The sequence below is a fragment of the Escherichia sp. MAL-1 genome, from assembly GCF_052948035.1.
Map to the genome: position 1 here is coordinate 1,271,740 of NZ_CM129609.1, position 18,458 is coordinate 1,290,197.

The following is an 18,458-nucleotide window of genomic DNA, read 5'->3' on the forward strand; positions in this document are numbered from 1 at the left end:
TCATTGAAGGGTCCTCTGTGCAATGCAGACGACATAAGCGGGCAATAATAACACCAGTCCCGATTAAGTGGTCAACATTTCCAGTACCTTACTCATGATTCCTCGCGTTGGGCAAGATTTAGCGTAAGCCCAACGATCCCCTCTTCGAGCTGGATATCAACGTTAAACCCGAGCTTGCGGGCCAGCGCCACCATGCCACGATTGTTTGGCATCGTAATACCATTCAGACGTTGTAGTCCGTGATCTCGCGTATAGGTAATCAACTTTTCCATTAAGCGTCGACCTAAGCCTAACCCTTTGAGATCCGAGCGAACCAGCACGGCAAATTCGGCATCGATGTTATCAGGGTCGGAGATCGCACGTGTGACGCCGAGGATCTCTTCCGTTTGATCAATACGTCGTACCGCTACAAACGCCATTTCCCGATCGTAGTCGATCTGCGTCATGTTGGCTAAATCTTCATGGGTAAATTCGTTGATCTCGCTAAAGTAGCGGTAATAAAGATCTTCTTTGGTGACTCGCGAAATGAATTGCTGAAGTTGTGGCTCATCTTCTGGCAAAATCGGGCGGAACAAGCAGCGTTCACCGTTTTTCAATTCTACCCATTCTTCCAGCTGATGCGGATAAGGGCGCACTGCCAGCCGACTCTCGTTATCGCCTTCAAACGGCGCGATATCCAGCGTGACATCCAGCGCGGTAAATTCACTGCCAGAAGCCAGCAAAGGATGAATATCCAGACGCTGAATTTCCGGGCAATCGACAATCAAGTTGGAAACCTGCACCAGAAGCTGGCTCAAGCCTGCAACATCCAATGGGCGTAGCGCACTGCGCGCACGAATCTTTTTACTTTTGATCCCCTGAATAACCAGATAGCGGGCCAGGTTCATATTCAGCGGCGGCAGTGCGACGACGGCTTGATCTTCAGGACGCCACTCCACACCGCCTTCACCCAGCATGATCAACGGCCCAAAAACCGGATCGTGCTCAACCACAACCCGCAACTCCTGAGCGCCAGCACGGTTAGCCATACTTTGCACCAACAGGCCGTGGACCCGCGCCTGCGGCCAGGTCATTTTTACGCGATCGAAAATAGCGTTTGCCGCTTGCTGGACTTCATTGGCTGTACGCAGGTACAGCATGACACCCTGAACTTCCGATTTATGCGGAATATCCGGCGAGCGTAATTTCAGCGCCACCGGATAACCAATCTGTTCAGCAATATGTACCGCTTCGGTGCTATCGCTGGCAATCCAGGTAGGGAGCGTGTTCATGCCATACGCTTGCAGGATGGGCTGAACTTCATGGGTATCGAGCGACGTAGCCCCTTCGGCAATCGCCTGTTGCAACAGAAGATGCGCTTCTGCGGTATTGGAAGTCAGATTGCTGGGCAACGCCGGCGTTTCGCGTAGTTGCTTCTGATTACGCCGGTACTCCACCATATGCATAAAAGCAGTGATGGTTCCTTCCGGGGTACGGTAGGTCGGCAGCCCGGCTTCGCTGAATAAACGTCGTGCCTCTTGCGAGGAGTGCTCGCCACACCAGTTCGTCAGCAAAGAGACATATTTGCTGCGGGGATGATGCTTTACCGCTTCAATTAATACTTGCGCGCTTTCTGTTGCGGGAGCAGCGGCGCTGGGCGAATGAATAACCATCAGCGCATCAAAATCCTGGCTGTGGAGCAGAATGTCCAGCGTTTTGACATAATGCTCGCTGCTGGCGTCATCGCGCAGATCGAGCGGGTTAGAGACTGCCACATGTTCTGGCAATGCATCGCGCAATTTCTGGCAGGTTTCTTCGCTTAGCGTTGCCAGCTTGCCATTGCGTGACCATAAGGCATCCAGCGCCAGCGCGGCAGGCGCAGCACCGTTGCTGATAATCATCAACCGGTCGCCACGCAGCGGGCGCATATGGCTAAGGGTTTCCACCGCCGAAAACAGTTCGTGGGTATCCTGTACCCGCAACAAACCGGCACGCTGAATAGCCGCATCCCACGCCGGATCCATTCCTGCCGTGGTGTTCAACAGACGTTGAGCCGCCGGGCTACGTCCGCTTTTAATCACCAGAATCGGTTTATTGCGCGAGGCACTACGGGCCGCCGAAACAAAGCGTCGCGCGTCGCTTAACTGTTCGAGATAGAGCAGGATGGCGCTGGTTTTACTGTCGCGCGCCAGATAGTCGAGCAATTCATCAACGTCGATATCCAGGCTGTCGCCGAGCGCAATAAAGTAGGAAAAGCCCATCTCACGCTGTTGCGCCCAGTCGAGGATGGTGTTGGAGACGGCAGCCGATTGTGAAATAAACGCCAGCTTGCCGCGTTTAATCGGCACAGGCGAAAAGCTGGCATTCAGACCTTGCCAGGGAGCCAGTAAACCCAGACTGTTTGGTCCAAGCAGGCGCATGTTATGGCGCAGGGCGCAGGCGCGGAGATCTTCGTGTTGCGATGCCGGGGCGGAAAGAATAATGCAGGTTTTACAGCCTTTCTCGCCGAGCTCTTCCAGAAGAGCAAGATTACGGCTGGCATTGGTACATAAAACCGCAAGGTCGGGTGTAAAGGGCAAGCTGGCAATATCCGGCCAGGCCAACACACCCAACACCGCTTTCCAGGCTGGCGTCACCGGGAGTACCGGTCCGTTAAAGCCTCCCGCCAGCAGGTTACGCATCATCAGGTAACCTGCGCGATTGGGTTTCATCGACGCGCCAATTACCGCTATCGATTTTGGTCGCAGTAGTGCTTCCAGTCCTCGCTGACTCATACCGGTCTCCCGCAGAAGTGACCGAATGATTTTAAACGCTTTCTAACTGTTCTGCTGTGATGCTACCCAGATGTTGCGTTTTTCCTGCCAGATAGCGTGTTTTAAAGCGGGTAAAATGCTCGCCTAACCCTGCCGCCGCCCCGGTATCGCCGGCCATATCTAACAGTGCGATGGCTACCTCGGCAGTACAATATTGGCCTTCAGCCTGGGCTTCACGCAGGCGATAGGCAGAAAGCCGGGAAAGATCGACGGAAATGACGGGAAGATTATCCAGATACGGACTTTTACGAAACATCTTGCGAGCTTCCGGCCAGGTACCATCGAGCATGATAAACAGCGGTGGCTTACCGGCAGGTGGTGTGAAGATCACTTCCCGTTGCTCATCAGCATACGAAGCGGGAAAGACCACCATTGGCTGATAGTCCGGGTTTTGCACCAACTCCAGCAAATCCTGCGAGGGTTCGGTACGCGACCATTGAAACGCAACGGTATCAGGCAAAATATCAGCAATGAGACGCCCGGTATTACTGGGCTTCATTGGCTCGGTGTCGAACATCAGCAAACAGAAGCGACTTTTTGCTTGTGCTGGGGTAATTGTCGAACAGAGACATAATTTCTCTGGCAAAAGACAGCGTTGGCAGCGACGAACGCGATTACCGCGGGCAAGAAAAGGACGTGTTGCGCGCGCAATACGCTCGGCGCGTAACTGGAGAACAGCGTTTTCGGTCATAAGAGAGCGTCGAAAAAACGCCATTGTCGCAGAGGAGAAAACGGGGCACAAGATGCGCCCCGGTAAGATTAAAGAGATTCGTTCAGCCAGCTATCGAACGGCGCTTTCGGTACTGCGCCATTAAGCATGTCGACAACCTGACCGTTTTTGAAAATCATGATCGTCGGTATACTACGAATTCCAAAGCGACTGCTCAATTCACGTTCAGCTTCGGTATTCACTTTCACAAAGCGCACTTTACCGCTACGCTCTTGCGCGACATCTTCAAAAATTGGTGCGAAATTACGGCAGGGGCCGCACCACGGTGCCCAGAAGTCGATCACCACAGGTAGATCATCCTTCAGCAATTTGTCGAGTGTTTCACCGGTCGCATTAATCACCTCTCCGTCAAACAAGTCGTGACCGCAGCGTCCGCATTTTGCCGCATCTTCGATCCGATCGTCGGGAATGCGATTGATGGCCTGACAATGGGTACAAACGGTATTCATAACTAACCTCGGGATGAGTAAGGAGACTTATCGGCAACGACGCCGGTATGTTTCTAATATGTTACATATTATCGGGGACATTGTTCCAGACAACAATCTGTTTTATTCAATAGGTATGATAGTCGCAGGCTTTGGTACGAAATCATGGCGAACCGCGCGGACTTCGGGTAATCTGCGCGCTTCGCGCAGCGCTGGTGGAGAAAAGCATGAACGATGAAATGAAAGGTAAAAGCGGCAAGGTCAAAGTGATGTATGTCCGCAGTGATGATGATTCTGATAAACGTACCCACAACCCGCGTACCGGGAAAGGGGGCGGGCGTCCAGGAAAATCTCGTGCTGACGGTGGCCGTCGCCCCGCCCGCGATGACAAACAGAGTCAGCCCCGTGACCGCAAGTGGGAAGATTCGCCGTGGCGCACGGTTTCCCGCGCGCCGGGTGATGAGACGCCGGAAAAGGCCGATCACGGTGGCATCAGTGGTAAAAGTTTTATTGATCCGGAAGTGTTGCGTCGTCAGCGTGCGGAAGAAACCCGCGTCTACGGCGAAAATGCATGTCAGGCACTTTTCCAGAGCCGTCCGGAAGCGATTGTTCGCGCCTGGTTTATCCAGAGTGTAACGCCGCGTTTTAAAGAAGCTTTGCGCTGGATGGCAGCAAACCGCAAAGCGTACCATGTGGTGGATGAAGCGGAATTGACAAAAGCGTCAGGCACGGAACATCACGGCGGCGTTTGCTTCTTGATCAAAAAGCGTAACGGTACAACCGTGCAGCAGTGGGTAAGCCAGGCAGGCGCGCAGGATTGCGTTCTGGCACTGGAAAACGAATCTAACCCGCATAACCTGGGTGGCATGATGCGCAGCTGCGCGCACTTCGGCGTGAAAGGTGTCGTGGTGCAGGATGCGGCACTGCTGGAGTCGGGGGCGGCTATCCGTACCGCAGAAGGCGGCGCAGAGCACGTTCAGCCGATTACTGGCGACAACATTGTTAACGTGCTGGATGATTTCCGTCAGGCAGGTTACACCGTAGTGACCACTTCCAGCGAGCAGGGTAAACCGCTGTTCAAAACTAGTCTGCCAGCGAAAATGGTACTGGTGCTGGGTCAGGAATATGAAGGGTTACCGGATGCCGCACGCGATCCGAACGATCTGCGCGTGAAGATTGACGGTACGGGCAACGTTGCCGGGCTGAATATCTCTGTCGCAACCGGCGTTTTGCTTGGTGAATGGTGGCGTCAGAATAAAGCCTGATAAATCAGCCGGGTGGCAACTCTGCCATCCGGCATTTCCCCGCAAATTTACTCACTCTCTGCCGGTAATACTGGCATCCAGTCAATCGGCGTCTCGCCACGTTGTTCCAGCCACTGATTTGCCAGCACAAAATGGTTGCAGCCAAAGAATCCACGATGCGCCGAAAGCGGCGACGGATGCGGTGCTTTCAGTACATGATGGCGTTGCTTATCTATAATCGCCCCTTTCTTTTGCGCATGTGATCCCCACAACAAAAACACCACGCCTTCGCGGTGCTGGTTAATCAGGCTGATGACTTTATCAGTAAACGTCTCCCAACCGAGGCTGGCGTGGGAATGCGCCTGACCTGCGCGAACCGTCAACACAGTATTGAGCAGCAGAACGCCCTGACGCGCCCAGCTTTCGAGATAGCCATGATTAGGGCGGGTGAAGCCCAGAATAGTATTTTCCAGCTCTTTATACATATTCAATAATGACGGAGGAATGGCAATGCCGGGACGAACGGAAAATGCCAGACCATGCGCCTGTCCCGGTCCGTGATAAGGATCCTGGCCGAGAATCACCACTTTAACGTCACCCAACTCGGTAAAGCGGAACGCGTTAAAGACATCTTTTTGTGGTGGATAGATAGTGACGCCGGACTGCCGCTCGCTGGCGACGGTCTGAAGGGTATTAAGAAAATAAGGTTGTTGCTTCTCTTCAGCCAGCACGTCATGCCAGGTTAATTCGTTAGCCATCTCGCTCTCCTGCGAATCTTCAATCCGCCTAGCTTAACTGCTTCTTTCTACAGAACAAAATCATGCTCATTTTTTAGACTTAAACGAGTGCAAAAAAATGTAAATTGGTAAAATTTCACACCCGCATAAGTTGATGTAAAACAATAAAATCCATTTACGACCACAATCGATGTGTGGTTTTTATTGATTTAAATCAAAGAATCAAGGGTGGTTGAGGAGTATATATACACTCAAGCAACAATGGTTTTACCAATTGGCCGCGACAGGCTGAACAAATCAAATAATTTTGCCGGGGAGGCATCACATGATTACAGGTATCCAGATTACTAAAGCCGCTAACGACGATCTGCTGAACTCTTTCTGGCTGCTGGACAGCGAAAAAGGCGAAGCACGTTGCATCGTTGCAAAAGCAGGTTATGCAGAAGATGAAGTGGTTGCAGTAAGCAAACTGGGTGACATTGAATACCGTGAAGTTCCAGTAGAAGTGAAACCAGAAGTTCGCGTTGAAGGTGGTCAACACCTGAACGTTAACGTTCTGCGTCGTGAAACTCTGGAAGATGCAGTTAAGCATCCGGAAAAATATCCGCAGCTGACCATCCGTGTATCCGGTTATGCAGTTCGCTTTAACTCTCTGACTCCGGAACAGCAGCGCGACGTTATCGCTCGTACCTTTACTGAAAGCCTGTAAGGCTTAAGTAGCAAGTTACTAAGCGGAAGAGGGCGACCTCTTCCGCTTTTTTTCGTTAATAGAAAATGCGTACCGCGCAATAGACCAGCAACAGGGCAAGCACGATATTTAACTGGCGACCATACTGGCGAAACAATCGCTGAAACAGATGCCCCGCCAGCGCCCAGCACACATTGCCAAACGTCCCAATCATCGCCAGCAAAACGTTGACGCCAACTACCCAGCTTAACGCCTGTGTTTGCGGCAGAACAAACGTCGACAGTGCCGTAACACCGTACAAAATGATTTTGACGTTCACAAACTGCAAAGCAAAGCTGGCCCAAAAGCTGATTGGTTTTGCCTGAAGTCCGTCTTCCTTTGTTGGGCTGGTGGCGATTTTCCACGCCAGCCAGACAATATATGCCGCCCCCGCCCAACTCAAAAGGTGTACCGCTGCCGGGTCAATCACTGCCAGTGAAAATGAAATGCCCGCACACAGTAACATCACAATCAAAAATCCCAGACTCATCCCTGCCAGCACGCGGGTACTTTGACGAAATCCATGCGACGTAGCAGAGCTAAGGGCGAGAATATTGTTCGGTCCTGGCGTCATAGCGGTAATCAGGGTGTAAGTCCAAAAAGCACTTAAAAGGGTCGGTGTCACTTGTTATCTCCTCTGTTTTGGTAGACAGTACCCGACACGGAACATTTAAAAAAATGAATGTTTTTATATTCTAGATTCGATATTTTCGATAGGTTTGGGGTTATGGATCTGCGCCGTTTTATTACGCTTAAAACCGTGGTGGAAGAGGGTTCCTTTTTGCGAGCTTCGCAAAAATTGTGCTGTACACAATCGACGGTGACTTTTCATATTCAGCAGCTTGAGCAGGAGTTTTCAGTCCAGTTATTTGAGAAAATTGGCCGACGGATGTGCCTTACCCGCGAAGGAAAAAAGTTGCTGCCGCACATTTATGAACTTACCCGAGTGATGGATACGCTTCGTGAGGCTGCCAAAAAGGAGTCAGATCCGGACGGGGAACTACGCGTTGTTTCGGGCGAAACGTTGCTCTCTTACCGAATGCCGCAGGTGTTGCAGCGTTTTCGGCAACGCGCCCCAAAAGTGCGTTTATCGTTGCAGTCGCTGAACTGTTACGTGATCCGTGATGCGCTACTGAATGATGAGGCCGATGTTGGCGTCTTTTATCGTGTAGGGAATGATGATGCTCTGAATCGACGAGAGTTGGGTGAACAATCACTGGTGCTGGTGGCTTCACCGCAAATTGCAGATGTCGATTTTACTGAGCCGGGAAGACATAACGCCTGTAGCTTTATTATCAACGAACCGCAATGTGTCTTCCGGCAGATATTTGAGAGCACGCTGCGTCAGCGGCGGATCACGGTGGAAAACACCATTGAGCTTATAAGTATCGAAAGCATCAAGCGTTGTGTCGCGGCGAATATCGGGGTCAGCTACCTACCGCGCTTTGCGGTGGCAAAAGAGTTGGAGTGCGGAGAATTAATTGAATTGCCTTTTGGCGAACAGTCGCAGACCATTACGGCCATGTGCGCACATCATGCTGGAAAAGCGGTTAGCCCGGCGATGCACACTTTTATTCAGTGTGTTGAAGAGAGTTTTGTGGCTGGATAAAAATAATGTCGGGATTAAACCCGGCATTTAACTTGTCGACAAAGTGCGCTTTATTCATGCCGGATGCGGCGTGAACGCCTTATCCGGCCTACAAGATCGTGCAAATTCAATATATTGCATGAGCCACGTAGGCCTGATAAGCGTAGCGCATCAGGCAGTTTTGCGTTTGCCAGCACTTTTAATACCAGGCTTAAACCTGGCATTGAGATTACTCTTCTGTCGTTTGCGGTGGCACGCCCGTTCCGCTTGGTTTACGGCGCTTACCAATATTTTTGGTGTCGCGATGGCGTTTTTTCACCCGCGGCTTCTCTTTCTCTTTAGCTTTTTTCTTCTCAGCACGTTTAGCCAGTACTTTCTTCGATGGCTTGCCGGTCTGCTTTTCGCTTGGCGCACGCGTTTTCGGGCGTAACTCATCAATAACGCGAGCTTTAATTGGCTCTTCAATATAGCGGCCTACTTTACCCAGCAGCAGATGGTCATGGGCTTCCACCAGCGAAATTGCGGTGCCTTTACGACCGGCGCGCGCGGTACGTCCGATACGGTGCAAATAAGTATCGCCACTGCGCGGCATATCGAAGTTAAAGACGTGGCTGACGTCAGGAATGTCGATACCGCGCGCGGCAACATCGGTTGCGACCAGTACGTTTACGCGACCTTCGGTCAAACGCTTGATCGCTTCGTTACGCTTGCCCTGTACCATCTCACCTTCGAGATAGCAGTTGTTGATGCCCGCTTCGCGCAGCCAGTTTGCCAGCTCATGCACACGCTCACGCTTACGCACAAACACAATTGAGCGGGTCGCTTCCGGCTGTTTTAACAGATGCACCAGCAACGCGGTTTTATGCTCAAGATCATCGGCGCGGTAATACCACTGATGAATTTTTTTGCGCTCACGGGTGGAGGGATTGGCAGAAACTTCCACCGGATCTTCCAGCAGACGCTCGGCAAAGTCCTGAATCGCATCGCCTTCCAGCGTTGCCGAAAAGAGCAGGGTCTGTTTACGCCAGCGCGTTTCGCCAGCAATATGTTCGATATCCTGAGCGAAGCCCATATCCAGCATACGGTCTGCTTCGTCGAGGATCAGCGTTTCAACCGCGCGGCAATCGAAGTTCTCTTCTTTTATGTATTGCAGCAGACGTCCGGTCGTGGCGACCACGATGTCCTGATTTTCGCTGAACACTTCCGCGTGGTTCATATAGGCTACGCCGCCGGTGATGGTGGCGATATCCAGATGCGTATGTTTCGCCAGTTCGCGGGCATGATCGGCCACCTGCATCGCCAGCTCGCGAGTTGGGGTGAGGATCAAAATACGCGGCGGACCGGATTTCTTACGCGGGAAATCGAGCAGGTGCTGCAACGCTGGCAGCAGATACGCCGCCGTTTTACCGGTGCCTGTCGGCGCAGAACCGAGTACATCACGGCCATCGAGCGCAGGCGGAATGGCGGCAGCCTGAATGGCGGTCGGGCGAGTGAAACCTTTATCCTGGAGGGCTTCCAGCAGGCTTTCGTCGAGTTCAAGTTCGGAAAAAGTCGTTACAGTCATGTTCTACCTCTGTGTGGGGCGCTGATTATAGACGTTACGGCTGCAATCTTCATCTGTTTGTATGGATATCGCTTCTCGGGTATTGTTCTCACCCGGTGCTATCGCCGTTTTTCCTGCAAGGTTTTATTTTCATGTCACAGTCTACATCCGTGCTTCGTCGTAATGGATTTACTTTTAAACAGTTTTTTGTTGCTCACGATCGCTGTGCGATGAAAGTGGGAACGGATGGTATTTTATTGGGCGCATGGGCACCGGTGGCTGGGGTAAAACGTTGCCTTGATATCGGCGCGGGTAGCGGGTTGCTGGCATTAATGCTGGCGCAGCGAACCGATGACAGCGTGATGATTGATGCAGTTGAACTGGAAAGTGAAGCTGCCGCGCAGGCGCAGGAAAATATCAACCAGTCCCCGTGGGCAGAGCGGATTAACGTCCATACGGCGGATATTCAGCAGTGGATCACACAGCAGACAGTACGCTTCGATTTAATCATCAGTAACCCACCTTACTATCAGCAGGGAGTAGAGTGCTCGACACCTCAACGGGAACAGGCTCGCTATACCACTACGCTTGATCACCCATCGTTGCTGACCTGTGCGGCGGAGTGCATTACCGAAGAGGGATTTTTCTGCGTAGTGCTGCCAGAGCAGATTGGTAATGGTTTTACGGAGCTGGCATTAAGCATGGGCTGGCATTTACGTTTGCGGACGGATGTGGCGGAAAACGAAGCGCGACTGCCGCATCGGGTGCTGCTGGCATTCTCCCCGCAGGCGGGAGAATGCTTTAGCGATCGCTTAGTCATTCGTGGGCCAGACCAGAACTATTCCGAAGCGTATACGGCGCTAACCCAGGCTTTTTATCTGTTTATGTAATGATTGCCGGGAGAAAGGATCGATGGACCGGAATGCGTGAGCAGTTCCGGGTAATCCAGCGTAAAATGCAGGCCACGACTCTCCTTGCGCATCATCGCACAGCGAACAATCAACTCGGCAACCTGTACCAGATTACGCAGCTCCAGCAAATTATTTGAGACGCGGAAATGGGCGTAATATTCGTCTATTTCTTGTTGGAGCATGGTTATCCGCCGCAGGGCGCGTTCCAGGCGCTTCGTTGTGCGCACAATGCCAACGTAATCCCACATAAACAGACGTAGCTCGTGCCAGTTATGCTGAATTACTACCCGTTCGTCAGGGTTCTCAACGCGGCTTTCATCCCACGGCGGTAACGTACTGATGTCGTGGGCATAAGGCATACGTCTGGTGATATCTTCCGCCGCCGACCAGCCATAGACCAGACACTCCAGCAATGAATTCGAGGCCATGCGGTTAGCGCCGTGTAAGCCGGTATAACTCACCTCGCCAATGGCATACAAGCCCTCGACGTCCGTACGCCCATGATCATCAACCATTACACCACCGCAGGTATAGTGTGCAGCAGGCACAATCGGTACCGGTTCTTGTGTGAGATCAATCCCCAGCCCGAGCAATTTTTCATAAATCATCGGGAAATGCTGGCGAATAAAATCAGCGGGCTTATGGCTGATATCAAGGAACATACAATCCGCGCCGAGGCGTTTCATTTCATGGTCAATGGCGCGGGCGACAATATCGCGCGGGGCCAGTTCGCCGCGCACATCAAAATCGGGCATAAAACGCGTGCCATCCGGGCGCTTGAGATAAGCGCCTTCGCCGCGCAGTGCTTCCGTTAACAGGAAATTGCGTGCCTGGGGGTGATACAGCGCGGTAGGGTGGAACTGATTAAATTCGAGATTGGCAACCCGGCAGCCTGCGCGCCACGCCATAGCAATGCCATCGCCAGAAGAAATATCCGGATTGGTGGTGTACTGATAAACCTTCGACGCACCGCCGGTTGCCAGCACCACCGCTTTTGCGTGGCAGGTTTCCACCTTTTCTTTATTTCGGTTCCATACCCACGCGCCAACAACCCGTCGCGTGCCCGGCAGGCCAATTTTGTCAGAAATAATCAGATCAACCGCGTTGCTGCGCTCCAGCACGCGAATATTCGGATGGTTCAGCGCCTTGCTCACCAGCGTGGTTTCTACTTCTCTACCAGTTGCGTCGGCGGCATGAAGAATACGACGGTGACTATGTCCACCTTCACGGGTCAGATGGTAGCTTTCTTCGCCATTCGGCTGAATGTGGGTATCAAATAACACCCCCTGGTCGATTAGCCATTGCACACAGGATCGTGCATTGCTGGCGACAAATTCAACTGCATGGCGATCGCAAATACCAGCCCCGGCAATCAATGTGTCTTCCACATGCGAGTCAATGCTGTCAGTTTCATCAAACACGGCGGCAATACCGCCCTGGGCATAAAATGTTGAACCTTCCGTTACCGGGCCTTTACTTAGAACGATGACCTGATGCTGGTCAGCCAGGCGTAGCGCCAGTGAAAGTCCGGCTGCGCCGCTACCGATAATCAACACGTCACATGAATGTTCAGGGAGAGTATTCATTTTCTTTGTTTAATTTACTAAACATGGTTTGGTCAGCATAGCATCATGTTGTGCGAATAAACACCTGCTATTTTAATATTTGTTACAGTGGCTAAACACGCTGACGCAGGGCGGCGAGAAAAAGAGAAGTTACTGGCTGGTGGAGGATTAGGTGGTGAAATAAAAAGGCCGTTGGGTTACCCTTCAGGCAGTTAAATGGGCATTTCTACACAGATAATGCGATGTTCAGATTCTGTAGACTTATAATGATAGATAATGATCCGTCTACAGCATGACAAACAAAAACAGATGCGTTACGGAACTTTACAAAAACGAGACACTCTAACCCTTTGCTTGCTCAAATTGCAGCTAATGGAGTGGCGTTTCGATAGCGCGTGGAAATTTGGTTTGGGGAGACTTTACCTCGGATGAGCGAGCAGTTAACGGACCAGGTCCTGGTTGAACGGGTCCAGAAGGGAGATCAGAAAGCCTTTAACTTACTGGTAGTGCGCTATCAGCATAAAGTGGCGAGTCTGGTTTCCCGCTATGTGCCGTCGGGTGATGTTCCCGATGTGGTACAAGAAGCTTTTATTAAAGCCTATCGTGCGCTGGATTCGTTCCGGGGAGATAGCGCTTTTTATACATGGCTGTATCGGATTGCTGTAAATACAGCGAAAAATTACCTGGTTGCTCAGGGGCGTCGTCCACCTTCCAGTGATGTGGATGCCATTGAAGCTGAAAACTTCGAAAGTGGCGGCGCGTTGAAAGAAATTTCGAACCCTGAGAACTTAATGTTGTCAGAAGAACTGAGACAGATAGTTTTCCGAACTATTGAGTCCCTCCCGGAAGATTTACGCATGGCAATAACCTTGCGGGAGCTGGATGGCCTGAGCTATGAAGAGATAGCCGCTATCATGGATTGTCCGGTAGGTACGGTGCGTTCACGTATCTTCCGAGCGAGGGAAGCTATTGATAACAAAGTTCAACCGCTTATCAGGCGTTGACGATAGCGGGATACTGGATAAGGGTATTAGGCATGCAGAAAGAACAACTTTCCGCTTTAATGGATGGCGAAACGCTGGATAGTGAGCTGCTTAACGAACTGGCTCATAACCCAGAAATGCAGAAAACCTGGGAAAGCTATCACTTAATCCGTGACTCAATGCGGGGTGATACTCCCGAGGTGCTCCATTTCGATATCTCTTCACGCGTGATGGCCGCCATTGAAGAAGAGCCAGTACGTCAACCGGCGACATTGATCCCGGAAGCCCAGCCTGCGCCGCATCAATGGCAGAAAATGCCATTCTGGCAGAAAGTACGTCCGTGGGCGGCACAGCTTACCCAAATGGGCGTAGCCGCATGCGTATCGCTTGCAGTTATCGTTGGCGTCCAGCACTATAATGGACAATCTGAAACGTCCCAGCAGCCCGAAACGCCGGTATTTAATACACTGCCGATGATGGGTAAAGCCAGCCCGGTAAGCCTGGGAGTACCTTCTGAAGCGACCGCAAACAATGGTCAACAGCAGCAGGTACAGGAGCAGCGTCGTCGCATTAATGCAATGTTGCAGGATTACGAACTGCAACGCCGACTCCACTCTGAACAGCTTCAGTTTGAGCAGGCGCAAACCCAGCAAGCCGCTGTACAGGTGCCAGGAATTCAAACTTTAGGAACGCAATCGCAGTAATGAAGCAACTTTGGTTTGCCATGTCATTAGTGACAGGTAGCCTGTTATTCTCTGCTAACGCCTCGGCCACTCCCGCGTCCGGGGCGTTATTACAGCAGATGAACCTGGCCAGTCAGTCACTGAATTACGAGCTGTCATTCATCAGCATCAATAAACAGGGTGTTGAGTCTCTGCGTTATCGACATGCACGCCTCGATAACCGTCCTCTTGCACAATTGTTGCAAATGGATGGCCCGCGCCGGGAAGTGGTACAGCGCGGCAATGAAATCAGCTATTTTGAACCGGGACTTGAACCGTTCACGCTTAATGGCGATTACATTGTTGATTCTCTGCCATCGCTTATCTATACCGATTTCAAACGCCTTTCTCCTTACTACGACTTTATCTCCGTCGGGCGCACGCGTATTGCTGATCGTCTTTGCGAAGTCATTCGCGTGGTTGCCCGAGATGGTACACGCTACAGCTACATCGTGTGGATGGACACCGAATCGAAATTACCGATGCGGGTTGATCTCCTTGATCGCGATGGTGAAACGCTGGAACAATTTCGCGTGATTGCTTTTAACGTCAATCAGGATATCAGCAGCAGTATGCAGACGCTGGCGAAGGCAAATTTGCCGCCGTTGCTTTCTGTTCCTGTAGGTGAAAAAGCTAAATTCAGCTGGACGCCAACCTGGTTGCCACAGGGTTTTAGCGAAGTTTCCAGTAGTCGACGTCCGCTACCGACGATGGACAACATGCCTATCGAATCACGTCTCTATTCCGACGGATTATTCAGCTTCTCGGTAAACGTTAACCGCGCTACGCCATCGAGCACCGATCAGATGTTGCGCACCGGACGCAGAACCGTCAGTACAAGCGTACGTGATAACGCCGAAATCACCATTGTCGGTGAACTGCCGCCGCAAACGGCGAAACGCATTGCCGAGAATATTAAGTTCGGGGCAGCGCAATGATCAAAGAGTGGGCTACCGTCGTCTCCTGGCAAAACGGGCAGGCGCTGGTCAGTTGTGATGTTAAAGCTTCATGCAGCAGCTGCGCTTCACGCGCCGGTTGCGGTAGCCGCGTGTTAAATAAACTTGGCCCGCAAACCACGCATACCATTGTCGTACCCTGTGATGAGCCGTTAGTGCCGGGGCAAAAAGTGGAATTGGGGATCGCCGAAGGCAGCCTGCTTAGCTCCGCATTACTGGTTTATATGTCGCCGCTGGTGGGATTATTCCTTATCGCTTCGCTATTTCAGCTACTCTTTGCTTCTGACGTCGCAGCATTATGTGGTGCGATCCTCGGTGGTATTGGCGGGTTCCTGATTGCGCGCGGCTACTCGCGTAAGTTTGCTGCCCGGGCAGAATGGCAACCGATCATCTTAAGCGTGGCATTGCCGCCTGGCCTTGTGCGATTTGAAACATCTTCGGAAGACGCGAGCCAGTGATTTCACTGGCTTTGTTGCATTTTGCATAACAAATGCGAGGACGTTTCCAGATACCACAATCCATACGGTATGAACATTTCCTCGCCTCAATGTTGTAGTGTAGAATGCGGCGTTTCTATTAATACAGACGTTAAGCTCAGAACAGCGACTTCTAAAAGCCTGGTTAACCGGGCATTAAGGCACAATAATCATACTTTATGAAGAATATACGTAACTTTTCGATCATAGCTCACATTGACCACGGTAAATCGACGCTGTCTGACCGTATTATCCAGATCTGCGGTGGCCTGTCTGACCGTGAAATGGAGGCGCAGGTTCTCGATTCCATGGATCTTGAGCGTGAGCGTGGCATTACCATCAAAGCGCAAAGCGTGACGCTGGACTACAAAGCGTCTGACGGCGAAACCTATCAGCTTAACTTTATCGACACCCCGGGCCACGTAGACTTCTCCTATGAAGTTTCCCGTTCGCTGGCTGCCTGTGAAGGTGCATTGCTGGTGGTCGACGCCGGGCAGGGCGTAGAAGCGCAAACCCTGGCAAACTGCTACACCGCCATGGAAATGGATCTCGAAGTTGTGCCGGTACTGAACAAGATTGACCTGCCGGCAGCCGATCCTGAACGCGTGGCGGAAGAAATTGAAGATATCGTCGGCATCGACGCCACCGACGCGGTGCGCTGTTCAGCGAAAACCGGCGTTGGTGTGCAGGACGTTCTCGAACGTCTGGTGCGCGACATTCCGCCGCCGGAAGGCGATCCGGAAGGCCCGTTGCAGGCACTAATTATCGACTCATGGTTCGACAACTACCTGGGCGTTGTTTCACTTATCCGTATTAAAAACGGCACCCTGCGTAAGGGCGACAAAGTGAAAGTCATGAGTACCGGGCAGACCTATAACGCCGACCGTCTGGGCATCTTCACGCCGAAACAGGTTGACCGCACTGAACTGAAATGTGGCGAAGTAGGCTGGCTCGTATGTGCGATTAAAGATATCCACGGCGCTCCAGTCGGCGATACCTTAACGCTGGCGCGTAATCCGGCAGAAAAGGCGCTGCCTGGCTTTAAGAAAGTCAAACCGCAGGTATACGCCGGTCTGTTCCCGGTAAGTTCCGACGACTATGAAGCCTTCCGTGACGCGCTGGGTAAACTCAGCCTGAACGATGCCTCACTGTTCTATGAGCCGGAAAGCTCCAGCGCGCTGGGCTTTGGTTTCCGCTGCGGCTTCCTCGGCCTGCTGCACATGGAGATCATCCAGGAACGTCTGGAACGTGAATACGATCTGGATCTGATCACCACTGCGCCGACCGTAGTGTATGAAGTTGAAACCACGTCAAGAGAAGTTATCTACGTCGACAGCCCATCCAAGCTGCCTGCGGTAAATAACATCTACGAACTGCGCGAGCCGATTGCAGAGTGTCACATGCTGCTGCCGCAGGCATATCTCGGCAACGTTATTACGTTGTGCGTAGAAAAACGCGGCGTGCAGACCAATATGGTTTACCACGGTAATCAGGTGGCGCTGACGTACGAGATCCCGATGGCGGAAGTGGTGCTCGACTTCTTCGATCGCCTGAAATCTACCTCGCGTGGTTATGCGTCTCTGGATTACAACTTCAAGCGCTTCCAGGCGTCCGACATGGTACGTGTAGACGTATTAATCAACGGTGAACGTGTTGATGCGCTGGCGTTGATCACCCACCGTGATAATTCGCAAAACCGCGGTCGCGAGTTGGTGGAGAAGATGAAAGATCTGATCCCACGCCAGCAGTTTGATATCGCCATTCAGGCAGCGATTGGTACGCACATCATTGCGCGATCCACCGTGAAACAGCTGCGTAAAAACGTACTGGCTAAATGTTATGGCGGCGATATCAGCCGTAAGAAAAAGCTGCTGCAGAAGCAGAAAGAAGGTAAGAAACGCATGAAGCAGATCGGTAACGTCGAGCTGCCGCAGGAAGCGTTCCTCGCCATTCTGCACGTCGGCAAAGACAACAAATAACCCTTAGGAGTTGGCATGGCGAATATGTTTGCCCTGATTCTGGTGATTGCCACACTGGTGACGGGCATTTTATGGTGCGTGGATAAATTCTTTTTCGCACCTAAACGGCGGGAACGTCAGGCAGCGGCGCAGGCGGCTGCCGGGGACTCACTGGATAAAGCAACGTTGAAAAAGGTTGCGCCGAAGCCTGGCTGGCTGGAAACCGGTGCTTCTGTTTTTCCGGTACTGGCTATCGTATTGATTGTGCGTTCGTTTATTTATGAACCGTTCCAGATCCCGTCAGGTTCGATGATGCCGACTCTGTTAATTGGTGATTTTATTCTGGTAGAGAAGTTTGCTTATGGCATTAAAGATCCTATCTACCAGAAAACGCTGATCGAAACCGGTCATCCGAAACGCGGCGATATCGTGGTCTTTAAATATCCGGAAGATCCAAAGCTTGATTACATCAAGCGCGCGGTGGGTTTACCGGGCGATAAAGTCACTTACGATCCGGTCTCAAAAGAGCTGACGATTCAACCGGGATGCAGTTCCGGCCAGGCGTGTGAAAACGCGCTGCCGGTCACCTACTCAAACGTGGAACCGAGCGATTTCGTTCAGACCTTCTCACGCCGTAATGGTGGGGAAGCGACCAGCGGATTCTTTGAAGTGCCGAAAAACGAAACCAAAGAAAATGGAATTCGTCTTTCCGAGCGTAAAGAGACACTGGGTGATGTGACGCACCGCATTCTGACAGTGCCGATTGCGCAGGATCAGGTGGGGATGTATTACCAGCAGCCAGGGCAACAACTGGCAACCTGGATTGTTCCTCCGGGACAATACTTCATGATGGGCGACAACCGCGACAACAGCGCGGACAGCCGTTACTGGGGCTTTGTGCCGGAAGCGAATCTGGTCGGTCGGGCAACGGCTATCTGGATGAGCTTCGATAAGCAAGAAGGCGAATGGCCGACTGGTCTGCGCTTAAGTCGCATTGGCGGCATCCATTAATAGCCATCTTCGTTCACGTTGTCGCCGTTATGGCGACAACGTGAATTATTTATGAGATAAATCTCCCGTGGCTAACGACATCCCCCG

At 51.9% G+C, this 18,458-nt stretch carries 18 protein-coding genes; 11 read left to right on the top strand and 7 right to left on the bottom strand.

The genetic code is table 11. The annotated features are described in order from the left end of the window. Positions 1 to 92 precede the first annotated feature (92 nt). The 3 genes from patZ to trxC form a co-directional block, all read right to left on the bottom strand. Positions 93 to 2,753, bottom strand: a complete 2,661-nt coding sequence (gene patZ, locus ACU8XX_RS06255; RefSeq protein ID WP_023157652.1) for a peptidyl-lysine N-acetyltransferase PatZ — start codon at positions 2,751 to 2,753, stop codon at positions 93 to 95. A 31-nt stretch (positions 2,754 to 2,784) separates the two neighbouring features. Then, the gene (gene tapT, locus ACU8XX_RS06260; RefSeq protein WP_001300438.1) at positions 2,785 to 3,483 is read right to left on the bottom strand and encodes a tRNA-uridine aminocarboxypropyltransferase; all 699 of its coding nucleotides are present in this window, start codon (positions 3,481 to 3,483) and stop codon (positions 2,785 to 2,787) included. Positions 3,484 to 3,551: 68 nt separating this feature from the next. Next, positions 3,552 to 3,971 (bottom strand): thioredoxin TrxC, encoded by a 420-nt coding sequence (gene trxC / locus ACU8XX_RS06265; protein WP_001098726.1) that lies wholly within the window; start codon positions 3,969 to 3,971, stop codon positions 3,552 to 3,554. Positions 3,972 to 4,177: 206 nt separating this feature from the next. On the opposite strand from trxC, the gene ACU8XX_RS06270 reads away from it, so the two are divergent. Beyond that, entirely contained in the window at positions 4,178 to 5,215 is a 1,038-nt protein-coding gene (locus ACU8XX_RS06270) for a tRNA/rRNA methyltransferase (protein WP_000997403.1), read from the top strand. Positions 5,216 to 5,262: 47 nt separating this feature from the next. On the opposite strand, the gene ung is transcribed toward ACU8XX_RS06270, so the two are convergent. Further along, positions 5,263 to 5,952, bottom strand: coding sequence for a uracil-DNA glycosylase (gene ung / locus ACU8XX_RS06275; protein ID WP_016242305.1), 690 nt, complete (start codon positions 5,950 to 5,952; stop codon positions 5,263 to 5,265). A 304-nt stretch (positions 5,953 to 6,256) separates the two neighbouring features. Here ung and grcA point away from each other — a divergent pair, with 304 nt between their 5' ends. Then, complete coding sequence (gene grcA, locus ACU8XX_RS06280) at positions 6,257 to 6,640, top strand: autonomous glycyl radical cofactor GrcA (RefSeq protein WP_000627807.1); 384 nt, start codon at positions 6,257 to 6,259, stop codon at positions 6,638 to 6,640. A gap of 55 nt (positions 6,641 to 6,695) precedes the next feature. On the opposite strand, the gene eamB is transcribed toward grcA, so the two are convergent. Continuing rightward, the gene (gene eamB, locus ACU8XX_RS06285; RefSeq protein ID WP_032238457.1) at positions 6,696 to 7,283 is read right to left on the bottom strand and encodes a cysteine/O-acetylserine transporter; all 588 of its coding nucleotides are present in this window, start codon (positions 7,281 to 7,283) and stop codon (positions 6,696 to 6,698) included. 102 nt (positions 7,284 to 7,385) lie between these two features. Between eamB and ACU8XX_RS06290 the strand changes: the two genes are divergently transcribed. Continuing rightward, complete coding sequence (locus ACU8XX_RS06290) at positions 7,386 to 8,267, top strand: LysR family transcriptional regulator (protein WP_001300638.1); 882 nt, start codon at positions 7,386 to 7,388, stop codon at positions 8,265 to 8,267. A gap of 208 nt (positions 8,268 to 8,475) precedes the next feature. On the opposite strand, the gene srmB is transcribed toward ACU8XX_RS06290, so the two are convergent. Beyond that, positions 8,476 to 9,810 (bottom strand): ATP-dependent RNA helicase SrmB, encoded by a 1,335-nt coding sequence (srmB, locus tag ACU8XX_RS06295; protein ID WP_000219193.1) that lies wholly within the window; start codon positions 9,808 to 9,810, stop codon positions 8,476 to 8,478. Positions 9,811 to 9,941: 131 nt separating this feature from the next. Between srmB and trmN the strand changes: the two genes are divergently transcribed. Then, positions 9,942 to 10,679, top strand: coding sequence for a tRNA(1)(Val) (adenine(37)-N(6))-methyltransferase TrmN (gene trmN, locus ACU8XX_RS06300; RefSeq protein WP_001295363.1), 738 nt, complete (start codon positions 9,942 to 9,944; stop codon positions 10,677 to 10,679). Here the strand turns inward: trmN and nadB are convergent. Further along, entirely contained in the window at positions 10,664 to 12,286 is a 1,623-nt protein-coding gene (gene nadB, locus ACU8XX_RS06305; protein WP_001094484.1) for an L-aspartate oxidase, read from the bottom strand. The genes trmN and nadB overlap by 16 nt on opposite strands. Before the next feature lie 255 nt (positions 12,287 to 12,541). On the opposite strand from nadB, the gene rseD reads away from it, so the two are divergent. The 7 genes from rseD (at position 12,542) to lepB (ending at position 18,371) form a co-directional block, all read left to right on the top strand. Next, a complete protein-coding gene (gene rseD / locus ACU8XX_RS06310; protein ID WP_001303621.1) occupies positions 12,542 to 12,697 on the top strand; it encodes a rpoE leader peptide RseD in 156 nt (51 codons plus the stop codon). Then, on the top strand, positions 12,694 to 13,269 hold the full coding sequence (gene rpoE, locus ACU8XX_RS06315; protein WP_001295364.1) for an RNA polymerase sigma factor RpoE: 576 nt from the start codon (positions 12,694 to 12,696) through the stop codon (positions 13,267 to 13,269). The genes rseD and rpoE overlap by 4 nt, the downstream gene beginning before the upstream one ends. Before the next feature lie 32 nt (positions 13,270 to 13,301). After that, the gene (rseA, locus tag ACU8XX_RS06320; protein WP_001168459.1) at positions 13,302 to 13,952 is read left to right on the top strand and encodes an anti-sigma-E factor RseA; all 651 of its coding nucleotides are present in this window, start codon (positions 13,302 to 13,304) and stop codon (positions 13,950 to 13,952) included. Continuing rightward, positions 13,952 to 14,908 carry a sigma-E factor regulatory protein RseB gene (rseB, locus tag ACU8XX_RS06325; RefSeq protein WP_000812053.1) on the top strand — a complete coding sequence of 319 codons (957 nt, stop codon included), beginning with the start codon at positions 13,952 to 13,954 and terminating at the stop codon, positions 14,906 to 14,908. The genes rseA and rseB overlap by 1 nt, the downstream gene beginning before the upstream one ends. Then, on the top strand, positions 14,905 to 15,384 hold the full coding sequence (rseC, locus tag ACU8XX_RS06330) for a SoxR-reducing system protein RseC (protein ID WP_000589068.1): 480 nt from the start codon (positions 14,905 to 14,907) through the stop codon (positions 15,382 to 15,384). Before rseB ends, rseC begins: the two co-directional genes overlap by 4 nt. Before the next feature lie 197 nt (positions 15,385 to 15,581). Continuing rightward, positions 15,582 to 17,381, top strand: a complete 1,800-nt coding sequence (gene lepA, locus ACU8XX_RS06335; RefSeq protein WP_000790168.1) for a translation elongation factor 4 — start codon at positions 15,582 to 15,584, stop codon at positions 17,379 to 17,381. Between the two features lie 15 nt (positions 17,382 to 17,396). Beyond that, positions 17,397 to 18,371, top strand: coding sequence for a signal peptidase I (gene lepB, locus ACU8XX_RS06340; RefSeq protein ID WP_000002541.1), 975 nt, complete (start codon positions 17,397 to 17,399; stop codon positions 18,369 to 18,371). The last annotated feature ends 87 nt before the right edge of the window (positions 18,372 to 18,458 follow it).